This window comes from Methylorubrum sp. GM97, assembly GCF_024347855.1.
Lineage (GTDB): Bacteria > Pseudomonadota > Alphaproteobacteria > Rhizobiales > Beijerinckiaceae > Methylobacterium > Methylobacterium extorquens.
This window is the reverse complement of record NZ_AP025942.1, coordinates 3,650,598-3,676,620: the sequence shown is the minus strand read 5'-3', so window position 1 is coordinate 3,676,620 and position 26,023 is coordinate 3,650,598. Positions and strand designations below refer to the sequence as shown.

Annotated in this window: 25 protein-coding genes; 5 read left to right on the top strand and 20 right to left on the bottom strand. The window is 70.2% G+C overall.

The features are described 5' to 3' along the window. Window positions 1-79 precede the first annotated feature (79 nt). The 6 genes from MSPGM_RS17075 to msuE are packed head-to-tail and all read right to left on the bottom strand — an operon-like array spanning window position 80 to window position 5,519. Window positions 80-1,054 carry a sulfonate ABC transporter substrate-binding protein gene (locus MSPGM_RS17075; protein WP_003606054.1) on the bottom strand — a complete coding sequence of 325 codons (975 nt, stop codon included), beginning with the start codon at window positions 1,052-1,054 and terminating at the stop codon, window positions 80-82. 18 nt (window positions 1,055-1,072) lie between these two features. Then, the gene (gene ssuD / locus MSPGM_RS17070; RefSeq protein ID WP_003606053.1) at window positions 1,073-2,248 is read right to left on the bottom strand and encodes an FMNH2-dependent alkanesulfonate monooxygenase; all 1,176 of its coding nucleotides are present in this window, start codon (window positions 2,246-2,248) and stop codon (window positions 1,073-1,075) included. A 28-nt stretch (window positions 2,249-2,276) separates the two neighbouring features. After that, window positions 2,277-3,068: an ATP-binding cassette domain-containing protein gene (locus MSPGM_RS17065; RefSeq protein WP_209688435.1), complete on the bottom strand. Its 792-nt coding sequence runs from the start codon at window positions 3,066-3,068 to the stop codon at window positions 2,277-2,279. A gap of 39 nt (window positions 3,069-3,107) precedes the next feature. Further along, complete coding sequence (locus MSPGM_RS17060; RefSeq protein ID WP_003607300.1) at window positions 3,108-3,956, bottom strand: ABC transporter permease subunit; 849 nt, start codon at window positions 3,954-3,956, stop codon at window positions 3,108-3,110. An 8-nt stretch (window positions 3,957-3,964) separates the two neighbouring features. After that, window positions 3,965-4,948, bottom strand: coding sequence for an aliphatic sulfonate ABC transporter substrate-binding protein (locus MSPGM_RS17055; RefSeq protein ID WP_003607298.1), 984 nt, complete (start codon window positions 4,946-4,948; stop codon window positions 3,965-3,967). Window position 4,949: 1 nt separating this feature from the next. Continuing rightward, window positions 4,950-5,519 carry an FMN reductase gene (msuE, locus tag MSPGM_RS17050; RefSeq protein ID WP_012753317.1) on the bottom strand — a complete coding sequence of 190 codons (570 nt, stop codon included), beginning with the start codon at window positions 5,517-5,519 and terminating at the stop codon, window positions 4,950-4,952. Between the two features lie 431 nt (window positions 5,520-5,950). Here msuE and MSPGM_RS17045 point away from each other — a divergent pair, with 431 nt between their 5' ends. After that, window positions 5,951-7,126: an MFS transporter gene (locus tag MSPGM_RS17045; RefSeq protein ID WP_003605998.1), complete on the top strand. Its 1,176-nt coding sequence runs from the start codon at window positions 5,951-5,953 to the stop codon at window positions 7,124-7,126. Window positions 7,127-7,132: 6 nt separating this feature from the next. Here MSPGM_RS17045 and MSPGM_RS17040 read toward each other — a convergent pair whose 3' ends face one another. The 8 genes from MSPGM_RS17040 to MSPGM_RS17005 form a co-directional block, all read right to left on the bottom strand. After that, window positions 7,133-7,831 (bottom strand): hypothetical protein, encoded by a 699-nt coding sequence (locus MSPGM_RS17040; protein WP_003605997.1) that lies wholly within the window; start codon window positions 7,829-7,831, stop codon window positions 7,133-7,135. Between the two features lie 160 nt (window positions 7,832-7,991). Beyond that, on the bottom strand, window positions 7,992-8,792 hold the full coding sequence (tatC, locus tag MSPGM_RS17035; protein ID WP_003605996.1) for a twin-arginine translocase subunit TatC: 801 nt from the start codon (window positions 8,790-8,792) through the stop codon (window positions 7,992-7,994). After that, on the bottom strand, window positions 8,789-9,250 hold the full coding sequence (tatB, locus tag MSPGM_RS17030) for a Sec-independent protein translocase protein TatB (protein WP_261925718.1): 462 nt from the start codon (window positions 9,248-9,250) through the stop codon (window positions 8,789-8,791). Before tatB ends, tatC begins: the two co-directional genes overlap by 4 nt. A 144-nt stretch (window positions 9,251-9,394) precedes the next feature. After that, a complete protein-coding gene (locus tag MSPGM_RS17025) occupies window positions 9,395-9,682 on the bottom strand; it encodes a twin-arginine translocase TatA/TatE family subunit (RefSeq protein ID WP_003605994.1) in 288 nt (95 codons plus the stop codon). 266 nt (window positions 9,683-9,948) lie between these two features. After that, the gene (gene nagZ, locus MSPGM_RS17020) at window positions 9,949-10,980 is read right to left on the bottom strand and encodes a beta-N-acetylhexosaminidase (RefSeq protein ID WP_003605993.1); all 1,032 of its coding nucleotides are present in this window, start codon (window positions 10,978-10,980) and stop codon (window positions 9,949-9,951) included. A gap of 209 nt (window positions 10,981-11,189) precedes the next feature. Continuing rightward, window positions 11,190-12,596, bottom strand: a complete 1,407-nt coding sequence (locus tag MSPGM_RS17015; protein WP_209688436.1) for an SPOR domain-containing protein — start codon at window positions 12,594-12,596, stop codon at window positions 11,190-11,192. A gap of 29 nt (window positions 12,597-12,625) precedes the next feature. Then, window positions 12,626-14,383 (bottom strand): arginine--tRNA ligase, encoded by a 1,758-nt coding sequence (gene argS, locus MSPGM_RS17010; RefSeq protein ID WP_003605222.1) that lies wholly within the window; start codon window positions 14,381-14,383, stop codon window positions 12,626-12,628. Window positions 14,384-14,477: 94 nt separating this feature from the next. After that, window positions 14,478-14,939 carry an acyl-CoA thioesterase gene (locus MSPGM_RS17005; RefSeq protein WP_003605224.1) on the bottom strand — a complete coding sequence of 154 codons (462 nt, stop codon included), beginning with the start codon at window positions 14,937-14,939 and terminating at the stop codon, window positions 14,478-14,480. 144 nt (window positions 14,940-15,083) lie between these two features. On the opposite strand from MSPGM_RS17005, the gene MSPGM_RS17000 reads away from it, so the two are divergent. Continuing rightward, window positions 15,084-15,617, top strand: coding sequence for a hypothetical protein (locus tag MSPGM_RS17000; protein WP_003605226.1), 534 nt, complete (start codon window positions 15,084-15,086; stop codon window positions 15,615-15,617). Between the two features lie 27 nt (window positions 15,618-15,644). On the opposite strand, the gene MSPGM_RS16995 is transcribed toward MSPGM_RS17000, so the two are convergent. Beyond that, the gene (locus MSPGM_RS16995; protein WP_003605228.1) at window positions 15,645-16,898 is read right to left on the bottom strand and encodes a deoxyguanosinetriphosphate triphosphohydrolase; all 1,254 of its coding nucleotides are present in this window, start codon (window positions 16,896-16,898) and stop codon (window positions 15,645-15,647) included. 126 nt (window positions 16,899-17,024) lie between these two features. Here MSPGM_RS16995 and MSPGM_RS16990 point away from each other — a divergent pair, with 126 nt between their 5' ends. Both MSPGM_RS16990 and MSPGM_RS16985 read left to right on the top strand, forming a co-directional pair. Beyond that, window positions 17,025-17,351, top strand: coding sequence for a HesB/IscA family protein (locus tag MSPGM_RS16990; protein ID WP_004447459.1), 327 nt, complete (start codon window positions 17,025-17,027; stop codon window positions 17,349-17,351). 207 nt (window positions 17,352-17,558) lie between these two features. Beyond that, on the top strand, window positions 17,559-19,457 hold the full coding sequence (locus MSPGM_RS16985) for a hypothetical protein (RefSeq protein WP_190273148.1): 1,899 nt from the start codon (window positions 17,559-17,561) through the stop codon (window positions 19,455-19,457). Between the two features lie 175 nt (window positions 19,458-19,632). On the opposite strand, the gene MSPGM_RS16980 is transcribed toward MSPGM_RS16985, so the two are convergent. From MSPGM_RS16980 to MSPGM_RS16970, 3 genes are all read right to left on the bottom strand, one after another. Next, entirely contained in the window at window positions 19,633-21,042 is a 1,410-nt protein-coding gene (locus tag MSPGM_RS16980; protein ID WP_043766323.1) for a septal ring lytic transglycosylase RlpA family protein, read from the bottom strand. 266 nt (window positions 21,043-21,308) lie between these two features. Next, window positions 21,309-21,662, bottom strand: coding sequence for a ribbon-helix-helix domain-containing protein (locus MSPGM_RS16975; protein WP_003607086.1), 354 nt, complete (start codon window positions 21,660-21,662; stop codon window positions 21,309-21,311). Then, a complete protein-coding gene (locus MSPGM_RS16970) occupies window positions 21,646-22,335 on the bottom strand; it encodes a ParA family protein (RefSeq protein ID WP_003607087.1) in 690 nt (229 codons plus the stop codon). The genes MSPGM_RS16975 and MSPGM_RS16970 overlap by 17 nt, the downstream gene beginning before the upstream one ends. Before the next feature lie 361 nt (window positions 22,336-22,696). Between MSPGM_RS16970 and MSPGM_RS16965 the strand changes: the two genes are divergently transcribed. Next, a complete protein-coding gene (locus tag MSPGM_RS16965; protein WP_003607088.1) occupies window positions 22,697-23,263 on the top strand; it encodes a hypothetical protein in 567 nt (188 codons plus the stop codon). Between the two features lie 19 nt (window positions 23,264-23,282). On the opposite strand, the gene MSPGM_RS16960 is transcribed toward MSPGM_RS16965, so the two are convergent. Both MSPGM_RS16960 and cobF read right to left on the bottom strand, forming a co-directional pair. Further along, window positions 23,283-24,620 (bottom strand): hypothetical protein, encoded by a 1,338-nt coding sequence (locus MSPGM_RS16960; protein WP_012753312.1) that lies wholly within the window; start codon window positions 24,618-24,620, stop codon window positions 23,283-23,285. A gap of 224 nt (window positions 24,621-24,844) precedes the next feature. Beyond that, complete coding sequence (gene cobF / locus MSPGM_RS16955; protein WP_003606955.1) at window positions 24,845-25,603, bottom strand: precorrin-6A synthase (deacetylating); 759 nt, start codon at window positions 25,601-25,603, stop codon at window positions 24,845-24,847. Window positions 25,604-26,023: the final 420 nt, after the last annotated feature.

Below are 26,023 nucleotides of genomic sequence, written 5' to 3'. Positions count from 1 at the left end.
AGGACGCAAACGGGACGGGCGCCTCCCCCGCAAGGAGGGAGGACAGAGCTGCGGCGAGGGGCCGGTCGGGGAAGAGAAATCAGCTTCCGGGCTTGCGCACGGCGCCGGCGATGTCGACCGTCTTCGGCACGAGCTTGAGCCCGTGGAAGGTGTCGGCGATGCGCTGCTGCTCCTTCGTCACCGCCTCGTCGAGCGGGCGGATGCCGTAGGTCTGGCGCTTGAGGGCGATGCTCAGGATCGGCGCCGGGATGCCGACGGAGGGGCTCAGTTCCTTGGCCACCGCATCGGTGTTGTCCTTGGCCCAGGCATCGACCTCGGCCACCGCCGCGACGATGGCGTCGAGCGCCGGGCCGTTCTCGGCGGCGAAGGACTTGGAAGAGAGATAGAACTGGTGGTTCGGCACGAGGCCGGTGCCGTCGACCAGCACCCGGGCGTTGCCGCCGGCTTCGGCCGCCGCGAAGTACGGGTCCCAGATCACCCAGGCATCGACTGCGCCGCGCTCGAACGCCGCCCGCGCATCGGCCGGGGCGAGGTAGACCGGGGTGATGTCGGCGAGCGTCAGGCCCGCCGCCTCGATGGCGCGCACCAGCAGGTAGTGGACATTCGAGCCCTTGTTCAGCGCGACCTTCTTGCCGCGCAGATCGGCCACCGATTGCACGGCACTGGATTTCGGAACCAGGATCGCCTCGCCCTTCGGCGCGGCGGGCTCGTGGGCGACGTAAGCGAGCACGTCGCTCGCGGCCTGGGCGAAGATCGGCGGGGTCTCGCCCGCCGATCCGAAATCGACCGCGCCCGCATTCAGCGCCTCCATCAGCGGCGGGCCCGAGGGAAATTCCGACCACTGCACCCGGTAGCCCAGCGCCTTCAGCTTCGGCTCCAGGCTGCCGCGGCCCTTGAGCAGGACCAGCGTGCCGTATTTCTGGTAGCCGATCCGCACCGTGCGCTCCTGCGCGTGTGCCGCCAGCGTCAGGCTGACGAAGATCAGCGCGGCCAGCGCCAGCCACAGGCGCGGCAGCAGCGAGGATGCGGGAACAGCGCGGGTGCGGGTAAGCATCGGACTAAAAATCCCCGATCAGTGGGCGCTGACGCGGCGGGTCGGCACGATGTCGTTGGCGATCACCTCGCCGAATGGACCGTTGTTGCGGGCCGTGCTCGGGGCCGTGCCGGTGGTGGCGCGCAGGGGGAGCTTCGGGAAGACCAGTTCGGCGAAGCGGTAGGCCTCCTCCAGATGCGGGTAGCCGGAGAGGATGAAGCGGTCGATGCCGAGATCGATATACTCCTTCATCCGGTCGGCGACCTGATCGGCCGAGCCCACCAGAGCCGTGCCCGCCCCGCCGCGCACGAGGCCGACGCCGGCCCAGAGGTTGGGCGAGACCACGAGCTTGTTCCGGTCGCCGCCGTGCAGCGCCATCATCCGGCTCTGGCCGACGGAATCCTGGCGCTTCAGGGTCGCCTGCGCCTGGGCGATGGTGGCGTCGTCGAGCCGCGAGATCAGCCGGTCCGCCGCCTCCCAGGCCTCGCTCTCGGTCTCGCGCACGATGACGTGCAGGCGGATGCCGTAGGAGAAAGTTTTGCCTTTCCGCTCGGCGGCCTCGCGGGCCTTGGCGATCTTCTCGGCGACACCGGCCGGGGGCTCGCCCCAGGTGAGGTAGACCTCGCAATGCTCGGCCGCGACCTCGATCCCGGCGGGCGAGGAGCCGCCGAAATAGAGCGGCGGATAAGGCGCCTGCACGGGGCGGAAGATCACCCGGCCGTTCTCGGAGCGCAGGTGCTTGCCCTCGAAGTTCACGGTCTCGCCGGCCATCAGCCCGCGCCAGATGTGGAGGAACTCGTCGGTGACGACGTAGCGCTCGTCGTGGTCGAGGAAGACGCCGTCGCCTTTGAGCTCGACGGGATCACCCCCGGTGACGACGTTGATGAGCAGGCGCCCGTCCGAGATCCGGTCCAACGTCGCGGCCATGCGCGCGGCCATCGACGGTTCCTGAAGGCCGGGGCGCACGGCGACGAGGAAGCGCAGGCGCTGCGTCAGCGGGGCGAGCGCCGAGGCGACGACCCAGGAATCCTCGCAGGAGCGCCCGGTCGGCAGCAGCACGCCGTAATAGCCGAGGTCGTCGGCGGCCTGGGCGATCTGACGGAGATAGGGCAGCGAGACGTCGCGGGCGCCTTCCGAGGCGCCGAGATAGCGGCCGTCGCCATGGGTGGGAAGGAACCAGAGAACGTCGGTCTTGCCGTCGGTCTGGATGGTCATGGGCTACGCTCCGAAAATCGCAAAAAAGTCAGGCGTGGTGGCCGAGAAGCCGGTCGAGGATGCGGCCTTCGAGTTCGGCGAGCGCCGGGTCGCCGCGGCGGCGCGGGCGCGGCACATCGACCGCAACGTCGAGGGCGATGGCGCCCTCCTCGACCACGAGGATGCGGTCGGCCATCGCCACCGCCTCGCCGACATCGTGGGTGACGAGGATCGCGGTGAAGCCCTGCGCCTCCCAGATCCGCTCGATCATCGCCTGCATCTCGATGCGGGTGAGCGCGTCGAGCGCTCCGAGCGGCTCGTCGAGCGCCAGCAGCGCCGGGCGGCTCACCAGGGCGCGGGCGAGCGCCACCCGCTGGCGCTGGCCGCCGGACAATGTCGCGGGCCAGTTGCCGGCCTTCTCCGCCAGCCCGACCTCGTCGAGGACGGCGAGCGCCCGCTTGCGCCGCTCGGCCCGGCCGATCTCGCGCCCGAGCCCGACCGCGACGTTGTCGGCGACCCGCGCCCAGGGCAGCAGCCGCGGCTCCTGGAACATGATTTTCTTGGATTGGGCCGCGCCGTTTCCGGCACCGCCGTTGACGGTGACGCGGCCGGCGCTCGGCTCCTCAAGGCCGAGGATGAGGCGCAGCAGGGTGCTCTTGCCGCAGCCGGAGCGGCCGACCACGGCGACGAACTGGCCGGCGGGGATGTGGAGGTCGAGGCCGCGGATGACCGGGGCGCCCCCGTCGAAGCTTTTCGCGAGGCCGCGCAGGGTGATGGCGAGGCCGGCGTCGTGAGGGCGCGCGGCGGCATCCTCGACGCGCAGGGCAGTGGCAGCGGACATGGAACTCACTCGCGGAGGAAAGACGCGCGGAAAGAATGATCAGGCGTTGCGGTAGGCCGGGTTCCAGGAGAGGCAGGTGCGCTCGAGCGCTCGGGTCAGGCTGTCGGCGATCTTGCCGAGCCCGGCGTAGATCAGGATCGCCAGCACCACGACATCGACCAGCATGAACTCGCGGGCCTGCATCGCCATGTAGCCGAGGCCGGAATTGGCCGAGATCGTCTCGGCGACGATCAGCGTCAGCCACATGATGCCGAGCGCGTAGCGCACGCCGACGAAGATCGAGGGCAGCGCGCCCGGCAGCACCACGCGCCAGAACAGTTCGCGCCGGTTCATGCCGTAGACCCGGCCCATCTCGATGAGCTGCGGATCGACCGAGCGGATGCCGTGCAGGGTGTTGGCGTAGACGGGGAAGAACACGCCGAGCGCCACGAGGAAGAGCTTGGCCCCCTCGTCGATGCCGAACCACAGGATCACCAGCGGGATCAGCGACAGGTGCGGAATGTTGCGCACCATCTGCAGCGTGGTGTCGGTGAGCTTTTCCGAGAGGTTCGACAGGCCGTTGGCGAGCCCGAAGCTCAGCCCGATGCCGCCGCCGATGAGGAAGCCGGCGGCTGCGCGGGCGAAGCTGACCCACAGGTTCTCCCAGAGCTCGCCGGTCTGGGCGAGGCGCCAGCCGGCAGCGGCCACGTCGAGGGGCGCGGGCATGAAGCGCGTCGAGACGAGCCCGAACGAGGCCGCCGCCTGCCAGCCGGCCAGGACGAGGGTCGGCAGCAGCCAGGGCAGCAGCTTACCCGTCGGTAGGCGCAGGGGCCTGCGCTGGAGCGGCGCGGCGGCCTTGGCGCGGCTTGCGCGGCCAGGGAGCGATCGGATCGCGGCGGAATCGGCCATGGTTCGGCTCATCCGTTGTTCTGAGTCTTGGTGGTGGTCACGGGCGGCGTCCAGACGATGTCGGACACGCGCACGGAGCGGGGGATCACGCCGATGGCGTGGAAGCGGTCGGCGATGCGCTGCTGCTCGGCGATCACCGCCGCATCCATCGGCGCGATGACGAAGCGGATGCGGTCCACCGCGCGGCGCGTGGCGGCCAGCGGCACGCCGGTGATCTTCGACAGGCTCGCCGCGACGCTGGGGCGGTTGCCCTCGCACCAGACCGCGACCTCGCCGAGCGCGGCGATGGCCGCCTTCAGCACCTCGGGCCGCTCCTCGGCGAAGCCCTTGTTGGCGAGGAAGAAGTTGTTGGTCGGCGTGATGTCCGGGGCCTGGACGAGAATGCGTGCGCCCTGCCCTTCCTCGGCGATGGCGAAGTAGGGATCCCACACCGTCCAGGCGTCGATCGTGCCGCCGGCAAAGGCCGCGGCGCCGTCGGCCGGCGCGAGCAGGACGGGGGTGATGTCGCGGTAGGACAGGCCCGCCTTCTCCAGCGCGGCGACGGTGAAGTTATGCGCGCTCGAGCCCTTGGCGAAGGCGACGCGCTTGCCCTTGAGGTCGGCCAGCGTGGCGACCGACGAGCCCTTCGGCAGCAGGATCGCCGAGCCCGAGCCGCCTTTGGGCTGGGCCGCCGCGTAGACGAGGTTCGCGCCCGCGGCCTGGGCGAAGATCGGCGGCGCGTCGCCGGTCTGGCCGAAATCGATCGCGCCGAGATTCAGCGCTTCGAGCAGCGGCGGACCGAACGAGAACTCGACCCAGCGCACGCTCACGCCCTGCGGCTTCAGCGCGGCCTCGATCGCGGCCTGCTCGCGGGCGACCGCGAGGATGCCGTTCTTCTGGTAGCCGATGCGCAGCATGCCCGGCTCGCTTGCGCGGGCAAGGCGGAGCGGAAGCGCGGTGCCGGCCAAGGCGAGGCCGGCCGCGAGGAGGCGGCGGCGGTCGAGCGTCGTCATCTCAGCGCGCCGCGGCCGTCGCCAACGGCGCCGCGGCAGCCTGCGCGACGTCGAGGAGCCGGGCGAGTTCGGCGGCGGCCTGCGCCACGCGGGCGCGGACGATCTCGTCGGCGACCCGGCCCTCGGCGATTTCGGTGTCGCCGGCATAGACGGCGGTCGGCGTGGTCTGCGCCGAGAAGAAGCCGAAGAGCGGGCGCAAGGAGTGCTCGACCACCAGCGCGTGGCGCGGCCCGCCGCCGGTCGCGGTGAGCACCACCGGCTTGCCGACCAGCGCCTCGGGGGCGACGAAGTCGATCAGATGCTTGAACAGCCCCGCATAGCTGCCCTTGTAGACCGGCGAGCCGATGATCAGCGCGTCGGCGCTCTCGATGGCCTCCACGATCCGCGCCGCCGGCAGCGGCAGGGCCGAGCGGCTCGCGACCGCGATGCCAGTGCCGGCATCGACGAGATCGTAGACCTTCAGGTCGATCGGGCGCTGGCGCGACAATTCGGCGGCCACCGCCTCGACCAGGGTGCGGGTGCGGGAGGGGCGGTGCGTGTTGCCGGAGAAGGCAACGATCCGTGCGGGCATCGCGAATGATCCGAGGCAGGACCGCGGCCATGGAAGAGCGGGGCCAGAAACCTCCTGAAGGAGTGCCTCAAGCCTCAAATCTTCGAAGGGCAGCGGAGCGTTGTTGGGACGTTGTTGTCCTGAAATTTAAAGACTTGGGGTGGGGCAAATCAACGGATTGTTTTTGCGTTGTTTTTCTAGCGCGGAGGACAGTTCTCTCGCTTCGCGCGGAAAGGCAGAGAGATTCTTTTTGCCCTCGTCCGCAGCCTGTGGCGCTCCGAGAGGGCATCGAAGGGCCATCGTGCGAGCCGGGTGCGCAGCCCTCACGCGCGATCGTTCTGACGTGAGTGCAGGTCTGCCTCCCGGTCATGCGCCTGTCGCGTCCGCCCGAGATGACCATGTTGCGGCGCTCGTATTGCAGCGCAACACACGCGCTGCCCGGAGCATTCTGCATGGCATCCCTGCCGATCCTCGCGCTCGCCGTCGCCTCCTTCGGCATCGGCACCACCGAGTTCGTCATCATGGGCCTCCTGCCGGAGATGGCGCGCGACTTCGACGTCACGATCCCGCAGGCGGGCCACCTCGTGTCCGGCTACGCGCTCGGTGTGGTGATCGGCGCGCCGCTCGTGGCGATGGCAACCGCGCACCTGCCGCGCAAAGCGGCCCTGCTCGCCCTGATGGCGGTGTTCACCCTCGGCAACCTCGCCTGTGCCCTGGCGCCGAGCTACGCATGGCTGATGGCCGCGCGGGTCGCTACCGCCTTCGCCCACGGCGCCTTCTTCGGCATCGGCGCCATCGTCGCGCGCAACCTCGTGCCGCGGGAGAAGCGCACGCAGGCCGTCTCGCTGATGTTCGCCGGGCTGACGCTCGCCAACGTTCTCGGCGTGCCGCTCGGAACCGCGCTCGGACAGGCCTTCGGCTGGCGCTCGACCTTCTGGGCGGTGGTCGGCATCGGGCTCGTGGCGGGGGCGGCGATCGCGCTCGCCCTGCCCGGCGGAATGCCCGGGACGCGGGGCGGCCTCGGACGGGAATTCCGGGCGCTCGGGCGCTGGCCGGTGCTGCGGCCGATGCTGGTTTCGACCCTGTCCTCGGTGAGCTTCTTCACCGTCTTCACCTACATCGCGCCGTTCCTGCTCACCGTGACGCATCTGACGCCCGGCGGCGTGACGGGGGCGCTGTTCGCGGCCGGTGTCGGACTCACGATCGGCAATCTCGCGGGCGGCTGGCTCGCCGACCGCAGCCTGATGCGCACGGTGCTCGGCAGCTTTGCCGCCCTCATCGCGGTGCTCGTCGTGTTCCCGCTGGTCGCGCCCTTCACTTGGCCGGCGCTGGCGGTGCTGGTGCTGTGGAGCGGGCTCGCCTTCGCCCTGGTCTCGCCGCTTCAGGTCTGGGTGCTGGAGGCGGCCAGCGATGCCCCGAACCTCGCCTCGACCCTGAACCAGGGGGCGTTCAATCTCGGCAACGCGCTCGGCGCCTGGCTCGGCGGTACGGCGCTGACGCTGGGCGTGGGTTATGCGGAGTTGCCGGCCCTGGCGGCCGTCGTCTCCCTTCTAGGCCTCGGACTTGCCGCCACAGGGGCCGCGCGGTCCCTGTGGCCGTCCCTGGCGGCAAGCCAGGGACGGTCGTGATTCAGGTCACATCGGCGGGGTGAGGCCGTCCTTGCCGACCGCGACGAGCTTGCCTTCGAGCTTGCCGCCGTCCTTGGCCGCGACCACGAAGATCTTCGCACCCGGCGTCAGGATCGACTTGTCGGCGGGGTCGAAGGCGACGATCGGCGCCTTGGGCGGCACCACGATCGTCTTCGAGCCATCCTTGTCGTAGGTCACGGTGAGGGTGCGCTCGCCGCCGCTTCCGGCATTGCTGCTGGCCACGGTGGCGTTGGTCATCGAACTCTTGACCTTCGGCGCGCCGCCCGCGCTGGCGCCGCCGGCCTTCACGGTGCCGTTGGTCATGGAGCTCTTCACCACCGGCCCGCCGCCGCCCGCCGTGTGGTCGGGGATCGCGTCCCAGCCGTAATGGCCCTCGGCCGTGCCGCGCATGGATTCGGGGAACAGCACCACTTCGAGGGCCGTCATCGGGTTCTCACCCTTGGTCGCGGTGCCGATGAAGGTGCCGTCCTTGATCTGGTCCAGGCTCGACTTCACCACCCAGGCGAACTTGGCGCCGCCGACCTGCACCGTCTCGGACGTGCCGTCGGCGGTCTTGATCGTGACCGTGCCGGCGTCGCTTTTCTCGATCGTGCCGCGCACCCGCTGAAGCTCGGCCGCCTGGGCGGCACCCGCCAGCGTTGTCAGGGCGGCGACCGCCAGGGCGGTCCGCATCGTCTGGAACATGAGGTTTTCTCCGTTTGAGATCGGAGAAGAGTGGCGCGGGGCCGGAGGCTTTCAAGATTGCGCGCAAAATGGTGATGCGCAATCTTGCTGATCTTCTCCTCAGCCGCTGACCGCAATCACGAGGCCTGCCGGGTCCGGACGGCGCGCGATCAGTCCTCGCTCAGTCCTCTATGCCTTGCGCCCGACGCCGGGCGGCGCGGATCTTTTCCATGCGCGAGACTGAGAACACCGAGGCCTCGTAGAGAAGCAGCATCGGGATCGCGAGTGAGAGCTGCGAGATCACGTCCGGCGGCGTCAGCACCGCGGCGGCGACGAAGACCAGCACGATGGCGTAGCGCCGCTTCTCCCGCAGGAAGGCCGCGTCGATCACACCGATCTGGCCCAGCAGCGTGAGGATCACCGGCATCTGGAACGCGAGCCCGAAGGCGAAGATCAGCGTCATGATCAGCGAGAGGTACTCGTCGACCTTCGGCAGGAGCTTGATCGTCGCCTCGCCCGGCTGCCCGATCTGCTGCAGCGAGACCGAGAACTGGATCAGCAGCGGCATCGCCAGGAAGAAGACGACGAGCGCGCCGAGCAGGAAGAAGATCGGCGTCGCGACGAGATACGGCAGGAAGGCCTGGCGCTCGTTGCGGTAGAGGCCCGGCGCGACGAAGGCGTAGACCTGGGTGGCGATGACGGGGAAGGCCAGGAAGCCCGCGCCGAACACGCTGAGTTTGATGTTGGTGAAGACCTGTTCGAGGAAGTGGGTCGCGATCAGCTCGGCATTCTGCGCCCCCACGATCGAGACGTAGGGATAGACGAGGATGTTGTAGATCTGTTTCGAGAAGAAGAAGCAGCCGAAGAACATCACGATGAACGCGATCAGCGACTTGATCAGTCGCGAGCGCAGTTCGATCAGGTGCTCCAGAAGGGGTGCCCGCGAGGCCTCGATCTCGGCCTCATCGCGCTCGTCGCTCATGGAGTCGGGCCTGTCTCGGGCTTGGTGCCGGGGGTGGTGGAAGAGGTCTCGACGGCGGCGTGTGCCGGAGCCCCGTGCATCTGTTCGGCCTGCTGGCCGGGCGTCGGACGCGGCACGTCGAAGCTGCCCGTCTCTTTCGCGCCGGTATCCTTGCTGCCGGAGCCGGGACGGCCCTCGACCGCGCTGCGGATTTCGTTGCGGATGGTGTCGACAGGGTTGAAGGTCGGCCGCGCGGAATCGACGGTGCGCTTGACGCCCTCGACGTCGCGGCGGGCCTCTTCCAGCTCCGCCTCGCGGATCGCTTCGTTGAACTGCGACTGGAACTCGCCGGCCATGCGCCGGACCTTGGTGGTGATCTGGCCCAGCGTGCGCAGGGCCTTCGGCAGATCCTTCGGCCCGATGACGATCAGGGCGACGCCGCCGATCAGCATCACCTCGCCCCAGCTCATGTCCAGCATTGCGTCGTCCGTCCCGCGGGGCCGCGCCTGTCGAGGACGGGCGTGCGGCCCGCGCTATCCTGCCCGGAGCCGATCTTCAACCGTGCCCGAAAGCCGTTGCAGCCCTTACGCGCCCCTTTGCACGCCCCGTGTCGAGCCCGTCGGTCAGACGGCCTTATGGTCGCCCGCCGACACGTGCGGCTGAACATGCGGCGGCTGCGGGGCGGTGCCCGGCGCGCCCTGGTGCGGCAGCGTGCGGACCGGATCGTTCGGGCCCACCGGCGGCACGCTCGTCGCCGTATTCGGCTGGGTCTCGTCGTCGGCCATGCCCTTCTTGAAGGCCTTGATGCCCTTGGCGACGTCGCCCATCAGCTCCGACACCTTGCCGCGGCCGAACAGCAGCATGACGACGACCGCCACGATGACCCAGTGCCAGACACTCATGCTGCCCATGGCAACCTCCTACGCCGCACCAAACCCGGCGGCGCCTCCACTTGAATTGGGGCGAACCTAGGGATCGAGTGGCGCGAACACAAGCAGTGCAGGGCGCACAAGCGGGCAAAGGCTGCGCAGCCCTTGCCCTTCTTTGTCGCACTCCGCCTCGTTGCCGGGCGCGTCGAAGGACCAGCGGGCGTGAAGAGCACCCCGCGGAGCGAGCCTCGGCTCAGCCGGGGCGGCTGCCGGCGTCTGAGGCCGGAAAAGCGGCGGCGTGACCGCCGTTATGCGACCGCCCCGAAGGCCGCGTCGAAGCGCGCGCGCGCCTCGTCCACGTCGATGGCATCCGGAGGCGTGAGGCGGGCAAGCGCGGCCTCGGCCCGGCGTGCGCCCTCCCCCGCCAGATCGGACGCGGCTTCGGCGATGGCGCGCATCTCGTCCATGCGTCCGTTGCAATGGAGAACCACATCGATGCCGGCGCGGTAGGCGGCTTGCGCCCGCTCGCGGAACGGGCCCTGGAGCGCGTGCATCGACAGGTCGTCGGTCATCAGGAGCCCGTCGAAGCCGATTTCGCCGCGCACGATCTCGCGGATCACGCGCTCCGACAGGGTCGCCGGCCGCTCGGGGTCGAGGGCGGTGAACACCACATGCGCGCTCATGGCGAGCGGCAGGTCGGCCAGCGCCCGGAACGGGCGAAAGTCGCTCTCGCCCAGACTCACGCGGTCGGCCTCGACCACGGGCAGGTCGAGATGGCTGTCGCAGGTCGCCCGGCCGTGACCGGGAATGTGCTTGATGACCGGCAGCACGCCACCCGCCATCAACCCCTCGGCGACGGCGCGGCCGAGTTCGATCACCCGCTCCGGCGTGTCGCCGTAGGCCCGGTCGCCGATGATGTTGTCCGAGCCCGCGACGGGGACATCGAGCATCGGCGCGCAATCGACGTTGATGCCGACCGACGCGAGGTCGTGCGCCATCAGCCGGGCGCCGAGCCGGGCGATCGCCGCGGCGTCGTTGCCGAAGGCGTTGAAGCGGCCGCCCGCGGGATATTTCGGCCAGTGCGGCGGGCCCATGCGCTGCACCCGCCCGCCCTCCTGATCGATCAGGATCGGCGCATCCGCCCGCCCGACCGTCTCGCGCAGGGCGGTGGTCAGGGCGCGCACCTCGTCCGGCGTGCCGATGTTGCGCTTGAACAGAATGAAGCCCCAGGGCCGCAGATCGCGGAAGAAGGCGGCCTCTTCGGGCGTCAGCGCCGTTCCGGAACAGCCGAGGATGACGGCGCGGGGCGTGCTGGCGGAGGTCATGCTGGCTGAGGTCATGGGGCCGGCGTTCCTCGGATGGGGCGAAACGGGCGCGAGGGCTTACAGCAATCGCGGAGGCCGAGCACGGATTCGATCCCCCCTCACGCCCTCATCCCGAGGTGCCCGCTGACGCGGGCACCTCGGGATGAGGGGTCGGATGGGATGCTCGGAATCGAGCCGGCTCCGGAGACGTACCGGAGCCGGCCGATGGCAATCGCGGTTTCAGCTCAGTTCTTGGCGACGAAGCACTGGCCGCCTGCACCCTGCAGCGCGCTGCACAGGCTGGAGGCCTCGTTCTTGGCGAGCGGTCCGACGCGGACACGGAACAGGGTCTTGCCGTTCACCTCGGCCTGACGGATCAGCTCGGGCTTGCCGGAGAGTTGGCTGTACTTGCCCTGCATCTCGCGGAAGGCGGCCCGCGCCTCGCTCTCGCTGCCGCGCACGCCGAGCTGGACCGAGTAGCCGCTGACCGGCGCCGTGAGCGAGGCGGAGGTGGGGGCCGGCTCGGAGGTGCTGGCGGTGGTTTCGGGCGAGACGGAGGCGACGCGCTGCGGGGCCTTCGGGCGCGCGGCGGGCGCGGCCGGCGGCTCCGCCGGTGCCTCGGCGACGGGCGTGGTCGCCGGCGCCGTGGCCAGGGTGCGCGACGCGGAGCGACGGGGCTCCGACGACGGCGTCGCGGTGCTCGCAGCGGTGTCGGGCATCGTCATGGTCGGGATCGCCGAGGCAGGCGCCTGGGCGGCCTCGGATGCGGGCGCCGGCGGCTGGTGGACCGGGGTGTCCGGCTTGACCGAGACGGTGCGCACCCGGCGCGGCTCGCCGAACGTGTCGGACAAGGTGCCACCGGGTGTCGCCCCGCCCTGCCCCGGCTCGCCGCCGTCGCTGCGGGCGGCGGCGGTGCGGGCGGCTTGGTTGACGTCGAGCGGCTGCTCTTCGCGGTTGACGATCTTGATCTGACCGTCCTTGGCGTTGCGGTCGTAGATCTGCTTGTTCTGGTCGGGAATCTCGACGCCGTCGGTCGCAGTCGGCTGCACCTTCAGCGGGGTCTTGTCGGCGAGCACGGTGATCGGGCCGCCGCTGCCGCCGCCATGGGTACCGCGCCACGCCAGGGCACCGCCGACGCAGACGGCGACCACGGCGAGGCCGGCGCCGACCTGGACGAGGCGGTTGCGGCCGCGCGGACGGTCCGCAGACCGCGTCCGGTACGTCTCGTCGGCCTCGGCGAAGGCTGCCGGATCGGTCGTGCCGTCGGCGTACATGCCCTGCTCGACGGAGGCGAGATACTGGTCGAAGGCGTCCGCCGGGCTCTGGGACTGACCGTGCATGTCGGCATGCGCCTGAGGCCGGGCCGGGTCGTGGGCAGGTTCGTCCACGAAGGTCGGCTCGACGCGGGCCGGACGGCCCGTCTCCGACGCGCGCGTCACCGGAGCCGCCTCCTGGGCGACACCCTTCTCCCGCGCTTCCAGCAGGGCGCGGAAGGGATCGTCCTGCCCGACGATGCGGGCAAGCTCGGCGAGCGGGTCGCCCTTGGGTGCGGCCTGCGGCGCCTTCGCCCGGATCGCCTCCTGCGACGTCTGACGCAGCTCGCGCTCGAAGGCATCGAAGTCGACCGTCGCGCGCGAAGCGTGTCCCGTCATGGCTTCATCCTCTCAACAACCGTCCTCGGTCACCGCATCTCGTTGGGTGCGGAGACGCCCAAAACCGCGAGGCCGGAGGCGAGAACGCCGCCCAAAGCCTCGACGAGGGCTAAGCGAGCCCGGGTGGAGTTTCTGTCGGTTGGATTAACAATCCGTAATTGCGGCAAGTCTTTGCCCTTATTCCAGAAACTATGAAGCGAACTTGCCGTTTCATAGAGGTAGAACGCAATTCGGTGCGGTTCGTGCGCCGCCGCCGCTGATTCGAGCACCCGCGGATACTGGGCAATCAGGCGCATCATCTCGATCTCGCCGGGATCGGTGAGCACCGAGAGGTCCGCGTCGGCTAGCAGCGCCGCGGGCGAGAAATCTTCGCCGGGCAGCGCCTCGCGGGCCTGGCGCAGCACCGAGAAGCGGCGGGCGTGGCCGTATTGCACGTAGAAGACCGGGTTGTCCTTCGACTGCTCCACCACCTTGGCGAGGTCGAAATCCAGCGTCGCGTCGTTCTTGCGGTAGAGCATCATGAAACGAATCGCGTCGCGGCCGACCTCGTCGATGACGTCGCGCAGCGTCACGAACTCGCCCGCGCGCTTCGACATCTTCACCGGCTCGCCTGCGCGTAAGAGCCGCACGAGCTGGCAAAGCTTGACGTCGAGCCGGGCCTGCCCGTCGCTGACCGCCTTCACCGCCGCCTGCATCCGCTTGACGTAGCCGCCATGGTCGGCGCCGAGCACGTCGATGAGCTCGTTGGCGCCGCGCAGCCACTTGTCGCGGTGATAGGCGATGTCGGAGGCGAAATAGGTGAAGGAGCCGTCGGACTTCAGCAGCGCCCGGTCCACGTCGTCGCCGAACTGGCTCGAGCGGAACAGGGTCTGCTCTCGGTCCTCCCAATCGTCGGGCAACTGGCCCTTGGGCGGCGGCAGGCGTCCCTCGTAGACGAGGCCCTTCTGCCGCAGCGCGTCGAGCAGCTCCGCGACCTTGCCGCCGTTCTCGCCCTGGAGCGTGGCTTCCGAGAAGAACACGTCGTGGCGGATGCCGATCGCCGCGAGATCCTCGCGGATCATCGCCATCATCGCGTCGATGGCGAAGCGGCGCACCTGCGGCAGCCATTCGTGCTCGGGCTGGTCGAGGAGCGCCCGGCCATGCGTCTCCGCCAGCCTCATACCCACGGGCTTGAGGTAGTCGCCGGGGTACAGACCCTCGGGGATCGTGATCGTCTCGCCCAGTGCCTCGCGGTAGCGCAGATAGGCGGAGCGGGCGAGCACATCGACCTGCGCGCCGGCATCGTTGATGTAGTACTCGCGCGTCACCGGCCGGCCGGCGGCGGCGAGCAGGTTCGCGAGCGCATCGCCGAACACCGCGCCGCGCCCATGGCCGACATGCATCGGCCCGGTGGGGTTGGCCGAGACGTACTCGATGTTGACCGGGCCGCCCGGCATGTGTCCGCGCCCGAAGTTCTCGCCCTCGCTGAGCGCGGCACGGATCACATCCTGAAACACCTCCGGCGCGAGCCGCAGGTTGATGAAGCCGGGGCCCGCCACGCTCGCCTCGACGATGCGGGGATCGGTGCGTAGTTCTTCGGCCAGCACCTCGCCGAGCGCCTTCGGGTTCTGCTTGGCCTCCTTGGCCAGCACCAGGGCGGCGTTGGTGGCGAGATCGCCGTGCGAGGCGTCGCGCGGCGGCTCGACTACGACGCGCGACAGGTCGAGTCCCTCGGGCAGCCGGCCGGAGCGGGTGAGGGATTCGAGCGCCTCGCGCACGCGCGTCTCGAAGAGGGCGAAGATGTTCATGAGGCTCAGTGTTCGTCGTTACCGCGTGCCGGCCCACCCGCGCGTCGGGCGGCCGGAACCGTCCGGGGCGGCATAGCAATGGCGGGCGGGAGTGTCACGGCGCCTCCCTCCGCACGACCGCGAGTTCCGTCAGCACGGCCCGCAGCCGCTCGGGCAGCGGCACCGGCCGGCGTGTCTCCCGGTCGACATAGACGTGGACGAAGTGCCCCTGCGCGGCGGCTTCCGCCTCGTCCTCGCGAAAGATCGCGATCTCGTAGCGCACGCTGGTGCGGCCGAGATGGGACACCCGCACGCCGGCGGTGATCCGATCGGGGAAGGCGACCGGGGCGAAGTAGCGGCAGCCCGTCTCGACCACGAGGCCGATGACGGGGGAGCGGGCGATGTCGAGGGCGCCCGCCTCCACCAGGATCCCGTTCACCGCCGTGTCGAAGAAGGCGTAGTAGACGACATTGTTGACGTGTCCGTAGACGTCGTTGTCGCCCCAGCGCGTCGTCAGCGGCACGAGCCGGGGATAGGCGGCGCGAGTGTCGCGCGGGGTGGTGCGGTCGGCGCTCAATCGGTCCTCCGTCATTTGGCCTTATGCTTGTCCCGTGCCGCCTTTCGCGCGGGGACAAGAGAGTCTCTCGGTAGAATGCAGCGTTGCACGCAGGGCGCGAAGGGCGGCGTTGTCGAGGCAAGATCCTGCATGGAGACTGTTTCGATGAAGTCCTTCGCCCTCGCCGCCACGGCCCTCGCCACCCTGATCCTCGCACCCGCAACCGCCGAGGCCCGCGAGTTCGGCGGACATGGCGGGTATGTCGGCGGCGGTCGCCATCAGGGCGGCTACGGCCATCACGGCTATGGTGCGCGCTTCGGTCAGGCCGGCCGCTTCGGTGGGTATCGCGGCGGGTTCGCCGGTCATCGCGGCGGCTTTGGACATCGCGGCTATGGCCATCACGGCTTCGGATATCGTGGATACGCCGCGCGCGGCGTCTACGGCCGCGGCTACGGCTACGGACGGGGTGCCGGCATCGGCCTCGCGGGGGCCGGGATCGGTCTGGCCGGTGCCGGGCTGGGGTTGGGCCTTGGGCTCGCCGGCGGCGCGCTGAGCGGCGGCTACGGCTGGGGTGGTTACGGCGGCTACGCCGCACCCGCCTACGGCTACGCGGCACCGGCCTATGGCTACGCGCCCGTCACCTACGGCAATGCCCCGATCTACAACACCGGCTACGGCGCGGGCTGCGTCTGCGAATGAGAGCGTGAGCCTTCCGCTGGCGGTGTCTCACGGCTCCGTCAGCGGCAGGCCGCGGCTCGGCGGGCTCCAGTGCAGGTTGGGCGTCGCCGCAAACAGCCGGCCGTGCTCCAGCACCGCGTAGGTGTCGGTCATGCCGGCGATGTAATCGGCGATGCGCCGGGCGAGGCGGGCCTCGCTGGCATTCTCCAGACCCTCCGACCATTCGGCCGGCATCCGCGCGGGGTCGGCGCGGAAGGCCGAGAACAGGTCGTCGACGATGGTCGCGGCCTTGGCCCGCACCGCCATCACTTCCGGGTGGCGGTACATCCGCGCGAACAGGAAGCGCTTGATGTCCGCATCCGCCGTGGCGATGACCGGCGAGAAGGCGATGACCGGCTCCTGCGCGGCGCGGATGTCGCCGACGCTGCGCGGGCCCAGCGCGGCGATACGCGCCTCGCTCTCGCGGATCACGTCCTCGACGAAACGCGTGATGACCCGGCGCGCCAGCTCGTGGATCTTCCGCGACGGCTCCAGGCCGGGATGCAGGGTGTCGATCTCGTCGAGCAAACCGTTCAGGAACGGCACGGCCGTGAGGTCGGCAAGATCGAACAGCCCGGCCCGCAGGCCGTCGTCGAGGTCGTGGGCATCGTAGGCGATGTCGTCGGCGAGCGCGGCGCCCTGCGCCTCCGGGCCGGCGAAGCGCGACAGTTCGAGGTCGTTGGTCGCATTGTATTCCAGCACGGCCGCCGGGATGCCGTCGGCGGCGTAGCGCCGGACCGGCGCACCGGAGGCGTCGAGGAGCGGGCCGTTATGCTTGACCAGCCCCTCCAGCGTCTCCCAGGTCAGGTTGAGGCCGTCGAAGCCGGCATAGCGCCGCTCCAGCCGGGTGACGATGCGCAAAGCCTGGGCGTTGTGGTCGAAGCCGCCATACTCGGCCATGCAGGCGTGCAGCGCGTCTTCGCCGGTATGCCCGAAGCAGGTGTGGCCGAGGTCGTGGCTCAGCGCGAGCGCTTCGGCCAGATCCTCGTCGAGGCCGAGCGCGCGGGCGAGCGCCCGGGCGATCTGGCTGACCTCCAGGCTGTGGGTGAGCCGCGTGCGGTAATGGTCGCCCTCGTGATGCACGAAGACCTGCGTCTTGTGCTTCAGCCGCCGGAAGGCGGTCGAGTGGATGATCCGGTCGCGGTCGCGCTGGAAGTCGCTGCGGGTGGGCGAGAACGCCTCGGGGATCAGCCGCCCGCGGGTCGCCGCCGGATCGGTGGCGTAGGGCGCCCGCCAGCGCTCGCCGTTCTGCCGCACCTGCACAGCTCTTCCTTTCGCAGCCGCGTTGCGGCCAGCCCTCGCACCCCATATCTTGGGTCGGGTGAAGCCCGCGACAATTACGGGCTCTTACCTTCACGACACCGGTTCGAGAAACGGGGCCGCGCCACGATGGCCGACATCAACCTCACCGCCCGCGCCGCCAAGCGGATCAACGAGATCATGGGTGCCGAGCCCCCCGGCTCGTCGCTGCGCATCAGCGTGAACGGCGGCGGCTGCTCGGGCTTTTCCTATGCCTTCGATATCACCAGCGCCCGCGAGGGCGACGACGTGGTGATCGAGCGCGACGGCGCCACCGTGCTCGTCGATCCGGTCTCGCTCGAATATATGGGCGGCGCGACCATCGATTTCGTGAACGACCTGATCGGCCAGTCCTTCAAGATCGAGAACCCGCTCGCCACCGCCTCCTGCGGCTGCGGCACCTCCTTCGCGATCTGAGGAGAGTCCGACCCGGCGATCGGGTGAAGCGATCGCCATTCCGGCCTCAAGCGCCATGAGCCCGCCCAACATGAGCCCGCCCGAGCGGCTTCGCGCGATTGCCCTGCCGTGGCACCGGCGCAATTGCCACGCCTGTGGAAAACCGGCAGGGATGGAAGTCTCACGGCCCTTCTCCGATCTCCCGCCAGCCTGCGATCTGATCCAGCCATGACGTCATCGACGCGCCGTCCCGTTCTCATGCGGGCACTGCTCGCCTCGGCTTGCGCGGTCGCGCTGCTGACAGGGCCCGCGCCCTTGGCGCCGGCCGTGGCACAGGAGGCGGCGTCCGCGGTCCAGGATCTCGTCCTCGACAACGTGAGCCTCGCCTTCGGCGACACGCTCGTCACCGCGCCGAAGGTGACGGTGAGCGGCACGCGCCTCTCCCGCGACGACCTGCTCGCGATCTTCAAGGCCGACACCAAGGACGCGAAGGACCCGGTCAAGGATCTCTGGCCGGCCCGGCTCCAGCGCCTCGATGCCGGCAGCCTCACCATGCCGGAGCTGCGCGTCGAGCGCCGCGACGGCGAGCGGCGGCAGGTCGTGACCTACCGCGACGTGGCCGCGCGCACGATCCGGGCGGGGCGCATCAGCGAACTGACCGCGGCCGGCGCGACGCTCACCGTCGAGGGTGCGCCGCAGGCGGGCAGCGGCAGCTACGGCCGCATCCGCGCCGAGGAGGTCGATCTCACCGCGCTGGCGCGCCTCTACAGCGAAGCCGGTGACGCGAGCAGCCCGCTCCAGCGCCTCTACGTGGCGCTTGCTGTCGAAAGCATCGCCTTCATCGACGAGCGCGGCACCACGGTGTCGATCGCCCGCCTGATCGGCCGCGACCTCGCCGGACGCCAGACGCCGGCGACCTGGCGCGGCGCCGTGGAAGCGTTGGGCGATGGCGGCCTGGCCGAGGACGACCGGGCCAAGCGCGCCCGCTCGGCCGGCCTGCTCGCGGATCTCGCCGAAGCGGTCTCGGTCGGCAGCCTCGAGGCGACGGACCTGAATGTGAAGGAAGTGAAGGGCGATGACCCGCTCTCCTTCAGCATCGGCCGCATGAGCTATGCGGGCGGCGGCGAGGCCGGCATCACGCTCGCCGAGATCGGCTTCGGCGCCAAGGAGGCGCAGGGCAAGATCGCCCGCCTCTCGCTCACCGGCTTCTCCCTGGAGCCGACTATCGCCGCCCTGCGCCGCCTCGCGAAGGCTCCGCTCCCCGCCGGCACCGATCCCGGGAAGGGGGCCGCTCCGGCGCCGGACCTGCAGGAGGCAGAGCTGCGCCGCCTGACGCCGGTCATCGGCACGCTGACCCTGTCCGATCTCGGGCTCGATCTCGCGCAGGTGGCGGTGACGCCCCCGGCCGCCTCGGGCGATCCGCTCAAGGCACCGAAGCTTACTCCGCTCCCGCCGCTCCATATCGGCCTGCGCGGCGCCAGCATGAGCTTCGGGCCCCCGAAGGACGGCGTGCCGACCGAGACGCGTTTCACGCTCAACGGCCTCACCATGCCGGCCTCCGCCGTGGAGGGCGTTCCCGGTCTTGGTTCGCTCGGCCTCTACGGCTACCGCGACCTCGATCTCGACGCCACCGCCGACACCGCCTGGAGCGAGGACAAGCGCGAACTGAGCTTCAAGGCGCTGTCGCTCTCCGGCAAGAATATGGGCCGGCTCCACCTCAACGCCACGCTCGGCGGCATCGGCCCCGAGGTGTTCGACCCGGATGCCGCGGTTTCGGGCTTCGCCATGCTCTCGGCCACCGCCAAGGCGCTGGACCTGACGCTGGAGAATGGCGGCCTGTTCGAACGCTTCATCGACGCCCAGGCGAAGGTGCTGAGCCTCAAGCCCGACGAACTGCGCAAGGAATACGTGACGGCGAGCGTGATCGGCGTGCCGGTGATCCTCGGCAACTCGGCGGCCGCCAAGGCGATCGGCGCGGCGATGGGCAAGTTCGTGGCCAAGCCCGGCACGCTCTCGATCAGCGCCAAGGCGAAGAGCGGCGACGGCCTCGGCATGGTCGATGTCAGCACCGCCCCGACCCCGGCCGCGGTCCTCGACAAGCTCGAGGTGAATGCCAAGGCCGAGTAGTCGTCTCGATCCTTGTCACACGCCGGCTCGGTGGGGACCGGGCCCATGCGCGAAGCCGCTTCGACGGCTTCGCGGCACGACAGCCATCAGCCGCGTCGGCCGGCGTGGGCTTTCCATAAGCAACGGAAACCGTGGGCCGATCGCACTGAGCGATGGCCCTTTCGGTCGGTTGGCGTCAGTTCGCCGCCGCCACCTGCGAGCGTTTCGCCTTGGCGCCGGAATGGCCGGGGGCCTGGGCCACGGCCGTCTTGCTAGCCGTCTTGGCGGCGGGCTTGGTGCCCGGCGCCGGGGCCGTGCTGGCGAGCTTGGCGATCGCCTGCTTCGAGGTCGGCGGCATCGCCGCCATACGCGAGGCGGGTTCGGGCGCCGCGGCTTTGCCGGTGGGCTTGGGCGCGCCTTTGACGGTGCCGGTGGCCGCGAATTGCTGCACCGGCGTCTTGGTGGTCGCTGCCTTCATCGGCATCGCTTGCGCGGTACGGACGGGCACGGAGGCACCCTTCACCGGGGTGGAGGCCAGGCGCGTCGGGGTCGGAACCGTTGCATCCTTGTGCCGGCCCTGTGCCGGCTGAGCGGAGCGGCCGGTTTCGGCCATCATGCGGCGCGGCTCGATCGCCGGCTTGGCCGGGGCGGCGAGCGCCACCGGAGCCGGACGGAACGGCGCGGCGCGGGCGGCGGTCGGCTGCAACGCCGCCGGGACGGCGACGGCAGCGCTGGCCAGCACGATCGGCGCGGGCCGGGCCGGGCGCGTGACCGGTGCCGCCGTCTCCGGCGCGTCGTCGTCGCGCTCGCCCGCCGGGCGGAAGGCGAGTGCGCGGGAAGCGCGTTCGAGCCGCTCGGGTGCGGCCTCGGGCTCGGAGGGGCCGAGATCGGCCATCATCACCGGCGCGCGCCCGATCGCGGCGGGGCGACCGTCGGTGCGCAGGGTGGCGAGCAGCTTGCGATCGTCGCTGCCGGCGACCGAGGCCTTGCCGGCATATTCGACGCGCACCCGCGCCGTGCCCTTGCGGTGGAATTCGAGCGCGCGGGCCGCCTCCTCGGACACGTCCATGAGACGGTTGGCATGGTAGGGGCCGCGGTCGTTGACGCGCAGGATCATCGAGTGACCGTTGTCGAGGTTGGTCACCCGGACATAGCTCGGCAGCGGCAGCGTGGGATGCGCGGCGGCGATGGAGTGGCGGTCGAAGACTTCGCCGTTGGCGGTGACCCGGCCGTGGAAGGCGCTGCCGTACCAGGAGGCGAGGCCCTCGCGCACGTAGCCGCGGGCATCCTCACGCGGCACGTAGGTCTTGCCCGCCACCACGTAGGGCTTGCCCGAGAAGCGCCGCCCGCCCCCCTTCGGGATCACGTCGCCCTCGTTGTAGAGGCGGCGGCTCGCCTTCACGCCGTATTTCGGATCGATCTCGCTGCCCGAGGAGGCGCCGCCCGCGAGCTTGGCCGGATTGTTGGCGCAGTTGGCGGTCGTCAGCGCCACCGCGCAGACCGCCAGGAGCTGCAGGGCCGGTCGCAGGACCGGCATCGCACCCCGCGTCGGAGCGTCCGCAGCCGTCCTGATCGATGCCAAATCCCGTGGCATGACATGAGTCATGTCGCTCGCCCGCTCCCCGCCTACGCCACAGATTCCTCCAAGGCCGCGGAAAGCTGGGCCTCAAGGGGATCACGCTACGCCGAGCCGGAACACACGTCCGGCCGTCCCCAGAGGATCGTCCGGACGCGGTAAAGGAAGGCTGAACGAGCGCTCAGGCCGTGGGAGAGCCGAGGCGTTGTGTGCGCAGACGGTCTGAAGGACTCGAGAGGAACCTGCGCCGCGCGTTGTGACGGGGGGCCGCGAAGCGAAGGGCGGCCTCCCGTCTCTCAGCGCGGGTTCTCGCCCAGCACCTGCTCGATGGAGCGGGCGCCGCGCTGCTTGAACAGAAGGTCGAGGGCTTCGAGCATCAGGGCGTGCATCTTGGTGCGCTCGGCATAGGCCAGATCCCGGAGCTGGTCGTAGACCGGGGGCTCCAGATAGACCGACATCTGTTTGGCGCGCTCCTTGAGGGTCCCGGCCCGCGCCGGAGGCGCCGAGGCCGCCAGATCGAGCCGAACGATCTCCGCGCCCGCCGGGCTGTTCGCCTTCGCGGCCGATCGGGCGCCGCCTTTGCGCGGCCCGCCGGCCGGGCCGGCGGAGGCGACGATCGAGGCGAGGTCGAGCTTAGGCCGCCTTGACATGCTTTCTCGTGTCCTTGGCCGTCTCTGCGGCCGCTCCCTTGCGGGTCCGCTGCCCCGTCGCCTGCATGCGGCGCTCGATCCAGCTCCACAGCCGGCGGACTTCGCCCGCGGCCTGACCCTTCGGATTGAATTCGGTGACGCCCTGGCCGACGCCGATGGCGTCCTGATGGTCGTTGCGCGCCACGATGTTGACGTCGGGCAGGATGCCGAGCACCGCGAGCCCGTCGGCGGCATCGCGGATGCGGTAGGAGCGTGGCGGGGTCTGGTTCAGGACGAAGGCGAACTTCTTTTCAAGGCGGTAGACGGCGGCGAGCGTCGGCTTGAAGGCGCGCAGGTCGGCGGGGGTCGGCCGGCAGGGGATGATGCACAGATCCGCCGCGCGGATCGCCGAGAGCGTGCCGTTGGAATCGATGCCGGGGGTATCGATGAACACGTAGTCGTAGGACGATTCCGCCAGCCGCTCCATCACGAGGTCGATCTGCGTGGCGTCGATCTGGGCCACTTCGGGGCCGTCGGCGGTGCGGTGATCGAGCCAGTCGGTGATCGTGGCCTGCCGGTCCATCTCCAGGATGCAGACCGCGTGCCCGGCTTCCTGTGCGGCGACCGCGAGCGAGATGCACAGGGTGCTCTTGCCGCTGCCTCCCTTCTGCGTGACGAACGTGATTGCTTTCATGCCGGCCACCCCACCGCTCTCGGTTTCGTCGGGCTGCCGGTCCTGTGATCCCGGGGCCGCCCAGACACCGGATTTCACCTAACATAGTTAACCGCCCGTTAAGGCCGATGCCGGCCCTGACCCGCACTCTGTTGACTTGAGGTTGAGTTTTCGCCGTCGTGCCGGTTGAGCGCTTTACGAGGGCGGTTGCATTCCGCTATCGTAACCTAAGGCAAGTTTGACGGCAGAAAGTTTACCTGAGATTTCGATTTGCGGCCGGTTTGGCTGAGGAAACCGCTTTCGTCGGGTCGATCCTGGGGGGCTCGCCGAGCGTCCAGGCTGCGGTCCGACATGCCTGCAGAAGCGATGCCGGTGCCTTGAGATGACGGCTTTTCAACCTGACCTTCCCTCCGCCTTCGCCGGCTCCGCCTGCATTGGGGCCTGGGCCCATGACCCTGATTCCAACCGACTCGCTCTGTCCCCGGTCCTGGCGCGCCTCCTGGCCGTACCGGCGGCCTCGGCGGCCGGGGCACCTCTGACGCTGGCGCTGGCGGCTTTGGAGGCCGAGGACGCGGTCCGGCTGGAAAGCGTGCTGCGGGCGGCGGGGGAAGACGGACGACCTTTTGAGGCCGAGTTCCGCACGCGGCCCGGCCCCGACGGTCCGCGCTGGCTGCGCCTGATGGGGCGAAGCGGGCGCGATCCCGAAACGGGGGCACTCACGACCCAGGGGCTCGCCTTCGACCTAACCGAAGGGCGCCGGCCGGTCGATTCGGAGGTCCACCAAGCTCAGCGGCAAGCCAACCGCCTTGCCGACCATGCCGCGGCGATGAAGGGATTGGTCGCGGGCCTGCGCAATCCGCCCCTGGCCCGCCTCGTCGACGAGGTCGCCGTCGAGGTCGGCCACGAACTCGCCCGTCATCTCCACGGCACCCGACGGCAGGTGCACTGACGGCCGCGGCAGCCCGGATTTATCGCGGTTGCGCGGAGGCTTCGAGCGCGGGGCGGGAGCGTGCCGGCGACGCGGGGAACAGCAGCGGGCGCAAGGCCTGCGCCGCCTCGGGCATGGGGCGCGCCAGGGCGGCCGCGAAGGCTTTTCGCAGGGCCGCGCAGCCGCGCCCACGCGCCGGCTTTGGTGAGGCCGCCACCGTCGCCACGGCGATGGCGGCCTGCCCCGTCGAGGCCTCCCGGAGGGGCTGGGGCGCCGCCTCCGTCGCCCTCAACCCGAGCGCCCGCGACAGGATCGCCCGTCCCTCGGCGAGTTGTGCCGCGCCGAGGCGTGACCGCGTCAGCAGGGCGCCCACCACATCCTCTGCCGACGCGCAGATGCGCCTTCGCTCCGGGCTCGGACGCTGCATCGTGTGAAGGATCATCCGGCCGAGATCGGTCAGGGCGGCCGGGTCGGCCTCGGCGAGGCTTCGCGCCACGGCCTGCGCCGCCATCCGGCGGACACCGTCGACGGCGTCCCCCTCCGAGCGGCCCCGGCGATAGCCGTCGAGGTACCACGCGGCGATCGGCGCGATCGTCCCCGGTGCGTCGGCCTCCACCGCATCCAGCAGCGGCACGTTGCGCAGGATCACGGTGCGGGCTCGCTCCGGCTCGGCACCGTCGTCGAGGGTGGAATCGGGAAAGCGGTAGGCATCGACCCGGCCGGTGGCGACGCCGGCCCTCACCAGGGTGTCGGTGTCGGGGATCATCAGGTCGTCCGGCCGGACTTGGAGGGCGGCATCGACGAAATCGGCGTTGATTCCCGCCGCGAGGTAGGCGGCGCGTTCGGGCGCGCTGTCGGCCGCGATCTCGACGCCGAGCGGGCCGGTTTCGTAGGGCGCATGGAAGCCGAGCCGGGCCTCCGCCAGGACCAGCCGCTCGCGCCCGCGGACGAAGGCCAGGGTGCAGGCGGAGACGCAGTAATCCGGCACGTAGGTGACGAGGCCGTGCTCCGCGATCAGCGCGCCGATCGCCACGCCCTCATCGACGAGGCCGCCCTCGCTGGTGAGATGGATGCGCTCGACCGCGCGGTGGGCCTCGAGCAGCCCGGCGAGCCGCTCGGCCGCTCCCTCGGTCAGCTCTCCGGACAGTCGTATGTCGTGCTCGCCGGGCCCGAGGACGATGCGGGTCGCGGGCGCTTCCGGCGCGGTCGCATGGAGATCGGTGCGGGTGGTGAGCCCGCCGCCGACCGGATCGATCGCCCCGCGCGGGCTGGTCGTCCGGCCCGGGCCGGAGAGCAGGATCCCCGCCATCAGGGCGCCGGCCAGCCCGGCCGAGACGCAAGCAACACCGCGCACGGCCCGCCGCGAGCCAGCCGCCATCATTCGCCCCCACAGGATGGTTCGGGTTCTCGTTCGACCCGAGAAGTGTCCATCGCGAGAGCGGCGACGCAAGGCCTTTGCCAGGGCGAAAAAGCGACCGGAGGCGACCCTTGTCGCCGGGGATGGGAGGGTGGGAAGAAATCGGTTTCGAGCCGCATCGTTTGCGGCAGGGGCTTCCCCGCCTCGACACTATGTCGCAGCGCGAGGGCGGAGTGTCGGCGGCTTCAGGGAGCGGGTTTGAGCAGCAGATAGATGTCCATGATCCAGCCGTGGCGGGCGCGGGCCTCGGCGCGCACCCGGCGGATTTCCTCGGCCACGTCACCGAGCCGGCCGGCGACGAGCAACTCGTCCGGCGTGCCGAGATAGGCGCCCCAGTGGATCGTCAGATCGGGGTCGAGCCCCTCGAAGCGCGGGTCGCCATCGAGCATCACCACGGTGGCGCCGGGCTCCTGGCCCAAACCGTCGCGGAGCCGCCGGCCGGTGGTGATCCGCACCGGTTCGCCGATGCGGTGGAGCGGGATGCGGTGGGCCGCAGCGAGCGCCTGCACGCTGGTGATGCCGGGGATCACGTCGTAGGTGAAGCCGACGCGGCCGCGGGCGAGCACGCGCTCCAGGATGCGCAGGGTGCTGTCGTAGAGGGACGGATCGCCCCAGACGAGGAAAGCACCCCGCTCGTCCTCGCGTAGATGCTCGGCGATGAGAGCCTCGTAGAGGGCCGCGCGGGCCGCGTGCCAATCGTCCACCGCCACGCCGTAATCCGCGGGGCGGCGGTCGCGCTCGGGGTCGGCGGCCTCGACGAAGCGGTAGGGCCGCCCCTCGATGTAGCGGTCGCAGATCTGGCGGCGCACGCCGATCAGGCCGGCTTTGGCGTCCCCCTTGTCGAGGGCGAAGACCGCATCGGTCGCCTTCAACGCCTGGAGGCCCTGAATCGTCAGGTGCTCCGGGTTGCCGGTTCCGATGCCGATGACGTGGATGTGTCGCACGATTCACGCTTCCGGCCGGGCTTGGTCCCGGCGACATCCCCGCGAGGGGAAAGATGGAAGCGGCTTCTTAACGGATCCGGGCTAGTAAGGGAGCCTCCGGATCGGACGGCGCCTGGAGTGGCTGAGGCTCAGCCCACCAGCGCCGTGAGGCAGGTACCGAACAAGGTGACGAAGGTCATGGTCGCCATGAACTTGATGTCGTCGATGCGCTGGCTCATTGCCTGAACTCCGTTGCGGCTCCTTCGCGGCCGCCGTGATCGTTAAATAACCCCTAACCTTGTGCAGTGGGATTGCGCGGTGCGTTTCGTCACCATTGCTCCCGCTATCCCAGCGGCCGCTCGGCGAAACATCCTTAACGACGACTTGGCGGTTGACTGTTGCCGCCCGGCTGATCTGGGACATGCCGAGCGCACGAAGCCC

Excerpts from the sequence above, each read along its gene's own strand:
- MSPGM_RS17060 (WP_003607300.1), bottom strand. The coding sequence starts at position 3,956 with ATGGCCGATTCCGCCGCGATCCGATCGCTCCCTGGCCGCGCAAGCCGC.
- tatB (WP_261925718.1), bottom strand. The coding sequence starts at position 9,250 with ATGCTGGACATGAGCTGGGGCGAGGTGATGCTGATCGGCGGCGTCGCC.
- argS (WP_003605222.1), bottom strand. The coding sequence starts at position 14,383 with ATGAACATCTTCGCCCTCTTCGAGACGCGCGTGCGCGAGGCGCTCGAA.
- tatC (WP_003605996.1), bottom strand. The coding sequence starts at position 8,792 with ATGAGCGACGAGCGCGATGAGGCCGAGATCGAGGCCTCGCGGGCACCC.
- MSPGM_RS17000 (WP_003605226.1), top strand. The coding sequence starts at position 15,084 with ATGAAGTCCTTCGCCCTCGCCGCCACGGCCCTCGCCACCCTGATCCTC.
- MSPGM_RS17075 (WP_003606054.1), bottom strand. The coding sequence starts at position 1,054 with ATGCTTACCCGCACCCGCGCTGTTCCCGCATCCTCGCTGCTGCCGCGC.
- MSPGM_RS17045 (WP_003605998.1), top strand. The coding sequence starts at position 5,951 with ATGGCATCCCTGCCGATCCTCGCGCTCGCCGTCGCCTCCTTCGGCATC.
- ssuD (WP_003606053.1), bottom strand. The coding sequence starts at position 2,248 with ATGACCATCCAGACCGACGGCAAGACCGACGTTCTCTGGTTCCTTCCC.
- MSPGM_RS16970 (WP_003607087.1), bottom strand. The coding sequence starts at position 22,335 with ATGAAAGCAATCACGTTCGTCACGCAGAAGGGAGGCAGCGGCAAGAGC.
- MSPGM_RS17055 (WP_003607298.1), bottom strand. The coding sequence starts at position 4,948 with ATGACGACGCTCGACCGCCGCCGCCTCCTCGCGGCCGGCCTCGCCTTG.
- nagZ (WP_003605993.1), bottom strand. The coding sequence starts at position 10,980 with ATGACCTCAGCCAGCATGACCTCCGCCAGCACGCCCCGCGCCGTCATC.
- MSPGM_RS16985 (WP_190273148.1), top strand. The coding sequence starts at position 17,559 with ATGACGTCATCGACGCGCCGTCCCGTTCTCATGCGGGCACTGCTCGCC.
- msuE (WP_012753317.1), bottom strand. The coding sequence starts at position 5,519 with ATGCCCGCACGGATCGTTGCCTTCTCCGGCAACACGCACCGCCCCTCC.
- MSPGM_RS16975 (WP_003607086.1), bottom strand. The coding sequence starts at position 21,662 with ATGTCAAGGCGGCCTAAGCTCGACCTCGCCTCGATCGTCGCCTCCGCC.
- MSPGM_RS17065 (WP_209688435.1), bottom strand. The coding sequence starts at position 3,068 with ATGTCCGCTGCCACTGCCCTGCGCGTCGAGGATGCCGCCGCGCGCCCT.
- MSPGM_RS17015 (WP_209688436.1), bottom strand. The coding sequence starts at position 12,596 with ATGACGGGACACGCTTCGCGCGCGACGGTCGACTTCGATGCCTTCGAG.
- MSPGM_RS17040 (WP_003605997.1), bottom strand. The coding sequence starts at position 7,831 with ATGTTCCAGACGATGCGGACCGCCCTGGCGGTCGCCGCCCTGACAACG.
- MSPGM_RS16990 (WP_004447459.1), top strand. The coding sequence starts at position 17,025 with ATGGCCGACATCAACCTCACCGCCCGCGCCGCCAAGCGGATCAACGAG.
- MSPGM_RS16965 (WP_003607088.1), top strand. The coding sequence starts at position 22,697 with ATGACGGCTTTTCAACCTGACCTTCCCTCCGCCTTCGCCGGCTCCGCC.
- MSPGM_RS16980 (WP_043766323.1), bottom strand. The coding sequence starts at position 21,042 with ATGACTCATGTCATGCCACGGGATTTGGCATCGATCAGGACGGCTGCG.
- MSPGM_RS17025 (WP_003605994.1), bottom strand. The coding sequence starts at position 9,682 with ATGGGCAGCATGAGTGTCTGGCACTGGGTCATCGTGGCGGTCGTCGTC.
- MSPGM_RS16960 (WP_012753312.1), bottom strand. The coding sequence starts at position 24,620 with ATGGCGGCTGGCTCGCGGCGGGCCGTGCGCGGTGTTGCTTGCGTCTCG.